The organism is Azoarcus sp. L1K30, assembly GCF_018122735.1.
Classification (GTDB): Bacteria; Pseudomonadota; Gammaproteobacteria; order Burkholderiales; family Rhodocyclaceae; genus Parazoarcus.
In genome coordinates, this window is record NZ_JAGRRD010000001.1 from 3,306,038 (window position 1) to 3,319,455 (window position 13,418).

Here is a 13,418-nt window from a genome sequence, read left to right on the forward strand (position 1 = left end):
TTCTCTTGTTTTCGAGTGTCTAGCGCTGAATCGAAAGAATCGTGCCGCCCGAGCCGACCACCACCACATGGGCCGCACCGTCGGCGTCCCGCGTGCCGGTCACGGCGAGGTGCCAGCCGGCGCGCGCCGGTGCCGATGACGCGGCTCGCCAGCTATCGCCGCCGTTGTCGGAAAACAGAATGGTGTAGATGCCCGCCGCGACCACGCCGCCACCCGGTTGTGCCCACACGCTGGTCAGGATGGCCTTGGTGCCGCTGGGCAGTTCCGTCCAGCGGGCGCCATCGTCACTCGACCGCAGGATCACGCCCTCCTGGCCGACGGCATACAGGTGGCCGTCGTCGGTGAGCGCCAGCCCGAACAGCGAGCGTCGCCCCTTGTGCAGCGCCTGCCAGCTCGCCCCGCCGTCATGCGAGCGGATGACCAGCTCGAACTCCCCCACCAGCGTCACTTCACCGGCCGCATCCACGTGAACGTCGTAGAGATGCGGCTCGGCCCAGTCGCCGGTCAGCGCTTCCCAATCCAGCGTGAGCGCCGCCCACGTCTTGCCCCAGTCGCGGGTCTGCAGCACCGTGCCGAAACCGCCCACCGCGTAGCCGGTGCCGCTGGCATTGACAGCCACCGCCAGCAGACGCGCATCGGTGGGCACCTCGGCGCGCTGCCAGTGCTCGCAGTCGGCGGCATACACGATCACGCCCTGCTGACCGCCGGCAATGCAGCGGCCCGCCTTGCGGGTGACCGCGAGCAGGGCGATATCGGTGGGCGATTTCTCCTGGCGCTGCCAGGTGTGGCCGCCGTCGGCGCTGCGCACCACCATGCCGAAATCGCCGACGGCGATCAGGTCCCGGCCTTCGCCGCCGAGCGCATACAGGGTGTCGTGGGACACACCGCTGAACACGGTATCCGGTGTGGACACCTCGCCTCCGAGCGCCGGGCCGCAGAGCGCGGCCAGAAACGCCAGGGCGAGACGACGGGCGTGGCGGCTCAGATCCATGACCGTATCCTTCCCGCTCAGGCGCCGAGGCGCCGGATGGCCTGAGCCGTCATGTACTTCTCGTACAGGCCGTCGATGTTGCGGCCAGAGGCGATGCCGCCGACGATGGACTTGACCTGGTTGAAGCGCGACATGCGGTTGGTCTGCACGTCATGGCTGTGCACGCCGGTCCACGTCCAGGTAGTGTGCTTGCCGGTCATGTCGCGATGCGGGCCCTTCTCGTACAGGCTGTAGGCCGGCTCGAAACTCTTGAACAGTTCGCCGCGACGATCGTAGGTGTGGCAGCCGATGTAGATCATGTTGCGGGCGTCGATGAAGACCCGCTTCTTGCCCACCGGTGCGCGCGGATAGCCCACCGGCTCGGCCTCGACGATGAGCACCTCGGGGCACAGCTCCATGGCTGTCTCGGAGAAGGTCTTGCCCGCCGGGCCGCCATGCACCGGCGGCTCCCAGTTGGGATGCTCCGGGTGCCAGTTGTCGGACACCGCCGCGAGCATGGGCCTGCGCTCGATGAGCTTGAAGTTGCCCCAGGTGAGCATCGGATCGCCCGCCGCCCAGGCGTCGGACAGGTACACCGTGATGCCCGCCACCAGCGGCTCGAAACGCTGGTTGGTGGGGAACTTGCGCACCCGCTTGAAGGCCGGGATGTAGCCGACCAGATCCGGGAACTTGCGCTGGTCGGCATACCAGGTGCTCAGGTAGGCGGTGCCCTTCACGTCGTTGGGCCCGGTGAACAACACGGTCTGGTAGCGCAGCTTGTCCTCGTGGCCGGCCAGGTAGGGGCTCTCAACGCCGACCCGGCCGATGGTGTTTTCCTCCACCCAGGCGAAGTCGTACTGGTAGCCGATCTCCCCGTCCGGGCCGATGTCCCAGTCGCGAATGGCGTACAGCGCATTGTTGTGGCGGCCCCAGCTCATGGTGATGTTGGCGAAGGCCTCGATGCCGGTCTGCGCATTCGGGAAGGGGTTGCCGCCGATCCAGGGCTGACCGTCCGCGGTGACCACGTTGCCATCCGCGTCGAGTTTGGCCTTGCCGTTGTTGCGCAGGGTGGCCTCGAGATAATCGGCCGGGAACAGGCGGGTGATGTCGGTGGTGGTGGGCACGATGCGGATGCGCCGCCCCATCTCCTTCACTTCCTTGTAGGCGATCGGCGTGAGCAGGTCCTTGACCGTCTCCACGTTGTCGGCGGTGATCACATCCCCGGTCTTGATCTTGCCCTTGGTGTAGGCCTCGATCGACAGCAGCTCCTCCGGATAGGCCTTGGTGATGTCGCCGGCGCGGGCGATCAGCGGCCACAGCGGCGTGAGGATGCCGGCGCCGGCCAGGGCGCCGGCCTTGCCGAGGAAAGCGCGTCGGGCGAAGTCGAAGTCGTATTTCCGGATATGCATGGTGTGGCCTCCTGGATCGGTGTTGTTATGTGCGTGGTTGGGACATCACAGCCCCGAGGGCGCCGTGGCGGGACGCGGCACCAACGAGTCGTCCAGCGATTCGGACAGCGCGTGATGTTCGGCCGAGACGAAACGCGGCCGGAAGAGATAGAGCAGCAGCGGCACCAGCAGCAGTGCCAGGATCATGTTGATGGTCATCACCACGATCAGCAGCAGGCCCATGTCGGAAAGGAACTTGAGCTCCGACAGCACATACCAGGGCAGGATGCCGATGGTCATGAGCAGGGCGGTGAAGAGGATGGCCTTGCCGCAGGTGAGCAGCGCGGCGGTGATGGCATCGCCCATGTGCTTGGCGTCGCGATACTCCTCGCAGATGCGGCTGACCATGTAGATGCCGTAGTCGATGCCCACGCCGATGCCGATCGCCAGAATCGGCAGGCTGTTCACATCCAGCCCCATGCCCATGAGCACCATGTAGGCGGTGAGCAGCGCGTTGGCCAGGTTCACCGGCACCAGCAGCACCAGGGCCGCGGCCACCGAGCGATAGGCGATGGAGCAGCCGATGCCGATGATCAGGTTGAGCCCGGCGAGGATGTACCACTGGTAGGTGTCGACGGTGTCGTTGATCGACTGCTGCAGCGCGATCGAGCCCGAGGCCAGGCGGATGCGGAAGGTGTCATGCTCCGGCCCCACGGCGGCGATGCACTGACGCGCATCGGCCAGCGCCGCGTCCACGGTCGCCTGCTTGTTGTTGGGATACCAGAGCGACACGGTGGCGTTCTTCTGCTCGAAGTCGGCCACATGCAGGAAGGCCTTAGGGCTGGTGCCCATCATCAGCGCATTGGCCGCCGCCGATACCGCCGCGTCGTCGCGATCGAGCGGCATCCACTTGGGGTTGCCGCCGTTGAACAGACGGTTGGCCTCGGGCGCGTAGTCGGCGAAGGACAGGGTCGCGGTGGGCGGATGGGGCTGGCGTTCCAGGCAGCGCTGCAGGGCGCGCATGGCGATGAGGGTGTCGGCCTGGCGCACGATGCGCCCTTCCTTGCCCTCGAAGATCACCTCCAGCGACATCACCCCCGGGAAGTGGGCGTTGATGTCGCGCACCGCGGTGTTGAAGGCCGAGTCCTCGCGCAGCAGGTTGCTGCCCTCCACCGGGTTGCCCACCTGGATCTTCGTCATCAGTCCCAGCGCGAGCACCGCCACCACGGCGAAACCAATCGCCGACAGCTTGGCCAGGCGGCCGGTGCTCAGGCGCCCCAGGTTGCCGAGCACGACTTCGAGCAGGCGATGGACGATGCCGGCGTCCTTGGAGGAGCCGACCAGCTTGTCGAGGTTCTTCGGCGCCGGTAGCAGGCTCAGCAGCACCGGTGTGAGGATCACGCTGGTGGGCACCAGCATCAGCGCCCAGAAACCAGTAAACAGGGCGAAGCGCTCCATGGCCGGAATCGGCGCCAGGCCCACCAGCAACAGGCCGCAGGCATCGGTGAAGATGCCCAGCGTGCCCGGCGCCACCATCACCGCCAGCGACAGTTCCGCCGCCTTGCGCTTGTCGCCGTATTCGCGCAGCAGTTCGTAATAGCGCTCGGCAGCCTGCACCGAATGGCTGAAGGAGCGCGCGATCAGCAGCAGCGGCACCACCATCAGCAGCGGCTCGACCGGATGGCCGATCCAGCCCACGAAGCCGAAACCCCAGATCGCCGAGATGGTGCTCACGATCACCGGCGTGAGCACGCCTGCAGTGTTGCGCATTACCAGCAAGAGGCACAGGAACATCAGCCCCAGGGTGACGGCGAAGATCTTCACCGTGTCGCCGCCGAAGTGATAGACCCAGCCGGTCAGCGTCGGCCAGCCGGCCACATGGATCTCGTGCTGCGCATCGCTGTGCTTCTTGACCAGCGCCTGCACCTGGTCGAAGACCGTGCCGTAATCCACCAGCCGCTCGATGAAGGTGGCGTTGATAAGCGCGGCAGTGCCGTCGGCCGACACCAGGAAGGTGCGCGCGAAGGGCGACTCGCCCACCCGGCGGCGGATCTCCGCCAGTTCCTTGGGCGTGGTCGGCGGCGTGTCGTCCATGATCGGGTTGGAGTAGATGCCGTCGGCGGTCAGCGTGGTGTAGCGCGCCTTGGCGGTGGCGATCGACACGATCTGGTCGTGATCCACCCCCGGCACCAGGTCGATGTCGCGGGAGATGGCGTTGATCTTCGCCATGGTTTCGGCGCTGTAGATGTCCTGCCCGTCGGTGCGCTTGACCATGATGGTCACGGTCAGCGGATTGCCGAAGTTGGGGTGGTCGATGTAGGCCTGGACGAAGGGATGGGTGCGCGGAAAGAGATCCGAAAAGATGGTTCTTGCCTCGACACGGAACAGCCCGTAGCCGAATACCAGGGAGATGAGCAACGCGACGCCGATGGTGCGCCAGCCATTGCGCACCGCCATCCGCGCCACCTTGTGTCGGATCGTTTCCAAGAAATTGTCTCCAGTCACCGTTTGCCGGTACGGCTTGCCTTGCCGCCCCGCGTGGCACACCACGCGCAAGCCGACAGGTCACCGCTTTTCGTTAGCGTCGACAATAGAAATCCGGGCGCGGACGGTCATAGTCCGAAGGAGGTATTCGGGTAGGTATTTTTCCGCGCCGGTCGGATAGACGGCTTGGTAGACGAGTCGTGATCGGCGTCATTGCGGTTCGACGCGTCGCCTTGCGCTTGAACGGGCTCAGCCCCTCGTCACGACGCTTGGACGGCCTCACCAATGACGCTATGCTTGCCCGGCGGCCCCGGTGCAAGCGTGCCCCGGCCACTGCCGGAGCACGTCAGGCAATGGCCGCGGCCGACGGCAAGCGCGCCGGGCAGCAGGCAGACCCGAAGCGGGAAATCCAGGATACGACGTAGAAGGTCCATGCGTTGTCGCGCGAGATCTTGCGCGGGAGTACCAAGGCAGCGGGTGCATTCGGCGCCCGGCTCGAGACCATATGATGAAGGTGGGCACCAAGAACAATGGACATCATGATGCGCGTGTCTGAGCAATGAAACATCGATCTGGACTGGAAGGCCTGAAATCGAGGATTGCCGAGGAGTTTCGCCAACTGCTCGCGATCACTCCCAGCAACCGCCTGTGGCAAATGCCCTTTGCGGCGGCGCTCGCATCGGGCCTGCCGCTGCTGATCGGCGCGTACTTCGGGCGCATGGACTTCGGCCTGATCTCGTCGCTGGGCGGAATGGTGTTTCTCTACCTGCCGGGCTCTCCGCTGTCGCATCGCATGGTGTGGTTGATGGCATGCGGTTTCGGCATGACTGCATGTTATGCGCTGGGCGTGATGAGCCACTTCTTTCCGCCACTGATGATGTGGGTGCTGAGCTTCATTGCCGTGCTGGCCACGATGGTAGGCCGCTTCTACGGCCTGGGGCCACCGGGCAGCCTGTTCTTCGTGCTTGCCACCGCCATCGGCGCCTACTCGCCCGGCGTTGTCACAGAGATTCCGCTCAAGGTCGGGCTGTTCGTGATGGGCAGCCTGCTCGCGTGCCTGATCGCATTCTTTTACAGCCTGTACACGCTGCGACTGCAGCCGCCAACGCCGGTAAAGCCACTGCCGCCGCCCACGTTCGACTATGTGATATTCGATTCGGTCGTGATCGGTGCCTTCGTCGGCATCTCGCTGGCACTGGCGCAGGTGCTGCAACTGGAGCGCCCCTACTGGGTGCCGGTAAGCTGCATTGCCGTCATTCAGGGCATGTCCCTGCGCGCCGTGTGGACCAAACAGGTGCATCGCATCGTCGGCACCGGCATCGGTCTGTTGCTGGCGTGGGGCGTGCTGATGCTGCCGCTGGACAACTGGAGCGTGTCGCTGATGATGATGGCGCTGGCGTTCGTGATCGAGACCGCTGTGGTACGCCATTACGGCTTTGCCGTTATCTTCATCACCCCGCTCACCATCCTGCTGGCCGAGGCCGCCACGTTGGGGCACGGCTCGCCTGCGGAACTGATCCATTCGCGCTTCATCGATACCATCCTGGGCTGCGTAGTGGGCCTTGTCGGCGGCGTCTGTCTGCACAGCCCGCGCTTCAGGGCAGTGGTGGGTGCCCAGTTGCGACGCCTGACCCCCTCACGGTTGATGCGGGGGGAAGGGGCCGAACCCTAGCTCAGCCGGTACATGTTGCGGCCGATATCGAACTTCAGACCGGATTCGGCAAATTCGCCATTCAAGGCCTCGTCGAAGAACTGCTTCACCTGCGGATTCTTCACCGGATCGCCCTCGAAGTACGCATGCTCGCTGCCCACATGAGGCTGGTTGGTGAAATCGACATACACCGCCTGGCGCGAATCGAGCTTGTACGGGTAGTGGCCCAGGCGCGCCAGTTGCTGCTCGCCGACCTTCATGCGTGAAGCGAGCAGGGCGCTGTCACGTTCGTTGATGGTGATGAAGATGCGGCCCCGGCACTGGATGCGGTCCACCCACTCGGCGTGGTTCTCGTTGTTGGCATCGGCCGCCACCATGACCACGTTGTCGAACAGCAGGCGATTGCCGCGATATACCGTCGACTTGAGCAGTTGCTTGAACAGATAGTTGCCCATGCTGTGCAGCATCATGCTGACGCTGAAAGGGCACCATTTCTGCGACTCTCTGGTGAAGAAATTGTCCCATTGCTCGGCGTCGATGAGGCCGGGCTTGTCCTTGTTGGCGTAGCGCGCGTTGGCCAGCGCCTCGACCCGCTGCACATGCTCTTCGTGGATCCGGTTGAGAATGTCCTCCAGTTTGCCCAGACAGCGATCGAAGGCACCGGTCGACGCCAATGCATCGCGCTTGTCACTGAGGTAGCTGACCACGCCTTTCACGCCGCCACCATTGGCGGGCCAGGTGAAGGGCAGCACTTCGACCCCGTAGAGTTGCTCGAGTTGTTCGGCGCGATCGAGCACAGCCTCGACGTTGTTGTTGAAGCCATGCACGAAAAACACCAGGTTGCGGCCCTTCGACTTGGCCTTGCCTTTGGGCTTTTCCTTTCCGCCGAGCATCCTCGGGTTGACCCGTTCGACGATACGGCGGGCCACGTAGGCACTGGCATACAGGGGTTTCCTGTCACCGGTATCCGGGTCAATCTCGTGTGTCAGCCCGACCTCGGCCGCCATCTCGTCGGTAATCTCGTCGGGCAGGATACGAATCCGCCACTGGCTCCCGTCGCGCACCGCCTCGGCAAGACGCAGCTCGTTGGGTCCGCGGGCGTTGGCATACGGCTTGAACGCGTCCTTGACGGTCGTCTTGGTTTCGTCGACTTCGCGATTGGTGACGATGAACATGATCGGACTCCCCGGGACTGCTGTCCTGTTCTTTTGCGCCCTACCCGCTCGCGACGCGCCCGCACAGCCTCACGCGCCGACCCCGCCATCACCTCAATGGCATGTCTCTGCACTATAGCCGAGCACCGCGCACGTTCAAGGCCGACGACTTGCCGTCAAAAGCACTGCTCTTCAAGCTGTTCCAGCAGTTCAAGCGCTTCATGATCGTGATGACGCTCGAACAGTTCGCGCACCGGGTTGACGAAGCTCGCGAGCAGCAGCAGGTCGTCACAACGCACGCCGCTGGTGGCCACGCGGCGTTCCTTCAACAGATCGAGCAGGGCCTGCTCATCAGGATCTTCGCTACGCAGGCGTAGCAATAGTTCCATCACGCGATGGGCATTGCCGTCGCAGTCAATCCCCTTGAAGCTGACATAGCGATCGGGTTGAGGAATACGGCAGGAAATCGGGTCGGTGCTCATGACAGTCCGGTCGAGGAGGTTGCACAAGCGCACATCATCGCGGTCCTTCGCCACGGTTGTCTGTCGCGTAGACGACGAAACTTGCGACGAGTCGGCGGACAACAACAGGCCATCGTGGGCGGCTTACACGGGCGCGACCTTTCCGACGCGCCAGAACCGGCCAATGATCGGCTTGACGCTGACGCCATGGAAAATGATCGACAGCGTCACCACGACCAGCGTCAATTGGATGAGTTCCAGTGCCACGGACTGCGGCAGACCGTGCTGAATGGCATACATGAGGTAATACAGCGATCCGATACCGCGCACCCCGAACCATCCTGAAAGCGCTCTGATCCGCCACGGGGTGCGGGTTCCGATCAAGCCGATGAAGACACTGAGCGGACGCGCGACGAGAAACAGGAACAGTGCAAGACCGACCGCGCGCACGCTCCAGGAATTGACGAACAGGGTACCGCCGACCAGCAGGATCAGCACGACTTCGGAGAGGCGCTCGAGATATTCCTTGAACGCCAGCGCACCACCGCTGATCCCGGCGCCGTGGGCATTGTGTTCCGCCTCGTGTTCCGTCTCGCCAAGGCCAGGCTGGGCCGCTTCGCGGACGGGTTCGGGCACAGCCGCGACGACGCCGGTCTCGTTCGCGAGCCGGTATTCGGTCTGGCGCAAGGCGACGGCAGCAAAGAAAACTGCCAGAAAACCCCAGGCATTCGCCATGACGCAAACGCCATACACCACGCCAATCAGTCCGAGCCCGAGGAAATCGTCCATCAGCCCATACGCGGGCCAACGTTTGCGCAACGCGTGCCCCGCCCGCGCCAGGGCCGTCCCGCCGGCTACACCGATCGCCAGCGCTGCGGCCGTCGCCCACAGCACGTCCATCAGCACCCAGCGCAATCCCGTGTCGCCGAGATCATGCAGGCCGAGCAGACCCAGACCGAGAACGACAAAGGGAAATGCACTGCCGTCGTTCATGCCGGCTTCGCAGGTGAGTGCAAAGCGCAGGCGATCCCGGTCTCCCGGATGACGAATCTGCACCTCGGTCGCCAGCACCGGGTCGGTCGGCGCCACGATGGCACCAAGCAGGATGGCTGCGCCAATCTGCATGCCGAGAACGTAGTACGCGAATGCAGCCACCATCCCGACGGTCAGCGCCATCGACAGCGTAGCGAGCAGAATCGGCACACGCCAGCGCGGCAGGCTGAACGGCACCGGCATCTTCACCCCTGCGGCAAACAGCGAGATAAGTGCCGCAACCTCGGTCAGCACCTCCAGCAAAGCGGACTGCTTGAGCGGGTTGAAATGAAACAGTCCGAGTATGGTCGGCCCAACGGTGACGCCCACTGCCAGATAGACGATGGCGGAAGTCACCGGGAGGCGCTTGAGCAGGGCCGAGGTCAGACCCATCGCCAGCAGCAGCGAGCCGACGAGCAGAATCCAGGAAGCATTAGACATGGTTTGGCACTTTTCAATGAGAGCACTCGCCCCGCGTGGTGAAAGGTGCCGTACATGTGGCGCCCGGCAACACGCGGGACAGCGCGAGTATTGCGCAAATCCATGCGCAGCCGCGCGACCGTTTCCATCGGTTACGCTTGCGGTACGCAATGGCGTCGGAATCGCATACCGTTCCACTCCATGCCCCAGAAAGCCGCAGGCACTCTTGCGTGACGCCCCGCCACTCCAGCGTGCACAGGCGCTCCGGCAAGCTGCTGCCCCTATTCCGGCCGGTAAACGGACAAGGCCCCATCCTGCGGGGCCTTGTCTTGTGGATGAGCGTTGATCTTATGCCGTTTTCTTCGCCTTCACCTCGATGGAGTCGCTCAGCTTCTCCGTCATTTCAGTCGCTGCCTTGACGCCGGCAGCGGTCATGTCGCTGACCTGCTGAGTGGCCTTCTTCACCATGTCGAGCACCGGCGCCATCGCCGCAACGTTGTCACCCAACGAGGACATTTGCTCGTTCATGATCTTGGCAAACATCATTTGCATGTCCTTTGACACTTCCTGGACATCGCGCACGTATTTCATCATCTGCTCGCTTACCTTCTCGCCCAATGGCGCGGTCAGCGTCTTCAGGTCATCCGCATCCTTGACTTTGGCATACGACTGCGTCAGCGCAACACCCTCTTCAACGAAGGAACGAGCAGCCGCCAGATTGAGGGCCGTCAGACGCTCCAGACTCGTCAGTGTGACTTCCGACAACTTCGCGGCGGCCTCGATATTGCTCTTCAGTGCGTCGGTTTGTGCATTTGCAAACTTTGTCATGGTGTTCTTCCTCTTCAGTGCTCGTGAGTGGATATAGCAGGAACGAAAGCGACGCCCCACCCGATGCCTTCGCATCGCCGTGCCGCCAACCGCTTGCTGTGACGCAGCACGTATCTGTCAGTGTGGCGCCAGAATCGCAGGAGTCAAATTATATTTGCGTGAATCTCACGCAGTATTGCAAGCGAATGATTCCCCGTGCAGAAGACATAATAAGTCATTGTTTAATAATGCCTGTAAAGTCATTATTGCATGCGATCGTTTCAGTCATTTCTGCGTCGGTTCGAACCCTGAATCACCTATATCGACAAATTCGTTTGTCATTGCTGCGACGCGATACCGCATCCTATTCAGTGCGCTGAAACCTAAGGCCTTCTCCCTTCATCGGACGACCACTGTTCGAGCGCACCGAGGCGGTGCACGCGGAGGCAATGCCGACCACGGCGTTCGAGAATGCCGCGCCTCACCATCGCACTCATGTGTGCAGAGACGGTCTGACGCGTCGTGCCAAGCAACAGCGCGACGTCGCCCAGCGAAAGGCTGAGCGGCACCAGCCAACCATCACCGTCGGAACAACCCCGCTGCCGGGTGGTCTCGACCAGATAGCCGGCAAGACGTGCGCCGACGTCCTGCAGCGACAGACGCTCGATACGACGGATCACATCGTTGAGCAGTTTGCCCAACGCACGCATCAGGAAGGGCGTGAGCCCGGGTTGCGCTGCCATGCGTTCGGCAAACCGCCGCGTATCCATGGCAATGATGGCACTCGTCCCCATGCTGGATAGATAGGCCGGGGTATGCGTACTGAAGATATCACCCGGTTCGAGAATGGAGAGTGTCAGTTCGCGCTCATCGCTTGCGACGTAGGCACGCACCCTGCCCGCAACCACGATGAATACGCGATCGACGGCACTCTCCGGCGTGGCAATGAGTTGTCCCTTGCCATACTGGATGCGCTGGAAACCGTCGATGAAATTACGCCCCGACTCGGCATTCAGAAAAGCCAGGAAACCGGGCGCCGCCGATGCGTCAGGCGCGGGGCGAGAATGGTCTTGCATGACTTCCCGTCACAATGTTCATGGTTCGTGAAAGGCCGATTATGCCTTGGCAGCCACACTTCATCCCCCCGTTTCCAACTTCGCCGTATCGATCGTCGCGCGTCGCCCGCTAGGTGCAGTCTCCCCGCCTTGTCGCAAACGAGACAGCAGATCCAGCGCCGTTTTACTTTAATTTCAATAATTTGAAACTGGTACGCCAATTGCAGACATGTTCCTCAAGGGTAGTCGGACCCAGTTACCGGAGATGGACCAGTGAAACTGCAGATTGAACGCGCGGTGGCCGATGCGATGTGCGCGCGCTTCCCGGCCTGGCACGGCTATCGTGAACAGCTGAAGATCTCGAGCCGCATGGAAGTGCCGATCGACGCGCTCGATGCGGAACGCCTGACCGTCCTCATCGGGCTCTACCGCGAACAACCCGCCAGCGGCGCCAGGGTGGCGATGCTTGACGCCATGAATGCGCTGTTCGACACCCAGGCGCCCGCGTTCCACGAAACCGACATCGAAGCCATGGTCCCGGCACTGGTCGCCTGGCTTGCACAAGGCGAGCGCGGCTGGCTGTTTCATGTCGATGGCTCGGGAATCGTCAAGCCACACGTGGTATCGCGCATCGACTACACACCCGCGGGCACCGAGGAGCGCGCCCGCATCGTGCTCGACCTGAAAGCCAACAGTTGCGGCAAGGTCGTGCACAGCAACCTCTTCATCGGCGAACGCGAGCTGGCGGGGCGCAATATCGCGCAGATTCTTGCGGCAAAGGGCTACCTGCGTGAGACCCCGGCGCTGATCGCCGCCTACGATGAAGGCCTGGCCCGTTATCACGCCTGGCGTGGAGAATATTCGGCGCAGTTTTCCGGCACCGGCCTGGGCCTGCTGGCCGAGGACCCGACTGCAACCCATCGCAATACCGACTGGTCGCGCAAGAACTCGGTGGTACTGTCGACCAGCGGCCAGGCCGCGCGCCTGGTCAACGACGAGGCCATCCTGCTCAACCGCGAGCTCACGCTGGAAATCAGCGGCAACCTGCTCACCCAGTTGCTCAAGCGTGCCGACCGCAATGCGGTGTTCTCGCGCGAGACCGAACGCCGACTCGCCGATCTCGCCGAAACCATGCCCACCCGGCTCTTCACCCAGGTGCCGATCCACGGCTACGTGCTGCTCTACCACCTTGAACTGCACCACCACGTCTGGGTCCATGTCGATCAGCTGAGCCCCTATCGCTACCGGCCCGAGTTGAAGGACAAGCTGGTGCTGCCGCCCGAGCAGGTGGACCTGATCGACATCCTGACCGCGGAAATGGACATGCTGATGGACGACATCGTCGAGGGCAAGTCCGGCGGCACCACGGTGCTGTGCACCGGGCCTGCCGGTGTGGGCAAGACGCTGACGGCCGAGGTGTATGCGGAGATCATCCAGCGTCCCTTGTACCGGGTGCATTCCGGTCAGCTCGGGCTCGACGTCGCGGCAATGGAAAAGACCTTGCGCGAAGCCCTGATCCGCGCCCAGCGCTGGGGCGCAGTCATGCTGATCGACGAGGCCGATGTCTACATCCGCCGCCGCGACGACCAGTTGGCCACCAACGCCGTCGTGGGCGTGTTCCTGCGCGTGCTGGAGTACTTCAATGGCCTGCTGTTCCTCACCACCAACCGCATGGACGACATCGACGAGGCCATCGTCTCACGCTGCATCGCGATGATCCGGTATGCGGCGCCTTCAGAGGCCGAGCGTCAACGGATCTGGGGCGTAATGGCTGCGCAGTTCGGTCTGAACATGGGAGAAGGCATGCCCGCAACACTGGCAAGGCGATTTCCCCAAGTCACCGGCCGTGACATCAAGGGCCTGGCCAAGCTGGTGGCGAAGTACTGCACGCACAAGGCCGTCGAGCCCGACCTGCCGGTGTTCGAGCGCTGTGCAATCTTCCGCGGCATGAACCTGACCCCGGGTGGCTGACCTGGCGTGTCCCGCGCCCGACCCG

Annotated in this window: 11 protein-coding genes; 2 read left to right on the forward strand and 9 right to left on the reverse strand. The window is 63.2% G+C overall.

Features of this window, described 5'->3' with window-relative positions:
* Positions 1-19 precede the first annotated feature (19 nt).
* The 4 genes from J5J83_RS15230 to J5J83_RS15245 all read right to left on the reverse strand — a co-directional run bounded on the left by J5J83_RS15230 (position 20) and on the right by J5J83_RS15245 (position 5,383).
* Entirely contained in the window at positions 20-991 is a 972-nt protein-coding gene (locus tag J5J83_RS15230) for a YCF48-related protein (protein ID WP_212350559.1), read from the reverse strand.
* Between the two features lie 17 nt (positions 992-1,008).
* Positions 1,009-2,379, reverse strand: a complete 1,371-nt coding sequence (locus tag J5J83_RS15235) for a DUF1329 domain-containing protein (RefSeq protein WP_212350561.1) — start codon at positions 2,377-2,379, stop codon at positions 1,009-1,011.
* Positions 2,380-2,424: 45 nt separating this feature from the next.
* Positions 2,425-4,845 (reverse strand): MMPL family transporter, encoded by a 2,421-nt coding sequence (locus J5J83_RS15240; RefSeq protein ID WP_249115741.1) that lies wholly within the window; start codon positions 4,843-4,845, stop codon positions 2,425-2,427.
* Positions 4,846-5,188: 343 nt separating this feature from the next.
* The gene (locus J5J83_RS15245; protein WP_212350563.1) at positions 5,189-5,383 is read right to left on the reverse strand and encodes a hypothetical protein; all 195 of its coding nucleotides are present in this window, start codon (positions 5,381-5,383) and stop codon (positions 5,189-5,191) included.
* 18 nt (positions 5,384-5,401) lie between these two features.
* On the opposite strand from J5J83_RS15245, the gene J5J83_RS15250 reads away from it, so the two are divergent.
* Positions 5,402-6,514: an FUSC family protein gene (locus J5J83_RS15250; protein ID WP_212350565.1), complete on the forward strand. Its 1,113-nt coding sequence runs from the start codon at positions 5,402-5,404 to the stop codon at positions 6,512-6,514.
* Here the strand turns inward: J5J83_RS15250 and J5J83_RS15255 are convergent.
* The 5 genes from J5J83_RS15255 to J5J83_RS15275 form a co-directional block, all read right to left on the reverse strand.
* The gene (locus J5J83_RS15255; protein WP_212350567.1) at positions 6,511-7,668 is read right to left on the reverse strand and encodes an alpha/beta hydrolase; all 1,158 of its coding nucleotides are present in this window, start codon (positions 7,666-7,668) and stop codon (positions 6,511-6,513) included. The genes J5J83_RS15250 and J5J83_RS15255 overlap by 4 nt on opposite strands.
* 155 nt (positions 7,669-7,823) lie before the next feature.
* Positions 7,824-8,129, reverse strand: a complete 306-nt coding sequence (gene cowN, locus J5J83_RS15260; RefSeq protein WP_212350569.1) for a N(2)-fixation sustaining protein CowN — start codon at positions 8,127-8,129, stop codon at positions 7,824-7,826.
* Positions 8,130-8,252: 123 nt separating this feature from the next.
* Entirely contained in the window at positions 8,253-9,581 is a 1,329-nt protein-coding gene (locus J5J83_RS15265) for a cation:proton antiporter (protein ID WP_212350571.1), read from the reverse strand.
* A gap of 327 nt (positions 9,582-9,908) precedes the next feature.
* The gene (locus J5J83_RS15270; RefSeq protein WP_212350573.1) at positions 9,909-10,388 is read right to left on the reverse strand and encodes a phasin family protein; all 480 of its coding nucleotides are present in this window, start codon (positions 10,386-10,388) and stop codon (positions 9,909-9,911) included.
* 362 nt (positions 10,389-10,750) lie between these two features.
* Entirely contained in the window at positions 10,751-11,443 is a 693-nt protein-coding gene (locus tag J5J83_RS15275; RefSeq protein ID WP_212350575.1) for a Crp/Fnr family transcriptional regulator, read from the reverse strand.
* A gap of 252 nt (positions 11,444-11,695) precedes the next feature.
* Here J5J83_RS15275 and J5J83_RS15280 point away from each other — a divergent pair, with 252 nt between their 5' ends.
* Positions 11,696-13,393 (forward strand): ATP-binding protein, encoded by a 1,698-nt coding sequence (locus J5J83_RS15280; RefSeq protein ID WP_212350577.1) that lies wholly within the window; start codon positions 11,696-11,698, stop codon positions 13,391-13,393.
* The last annotated feature ends 25 nt before the right edge of the window (positions 13,394-13,418 follow it).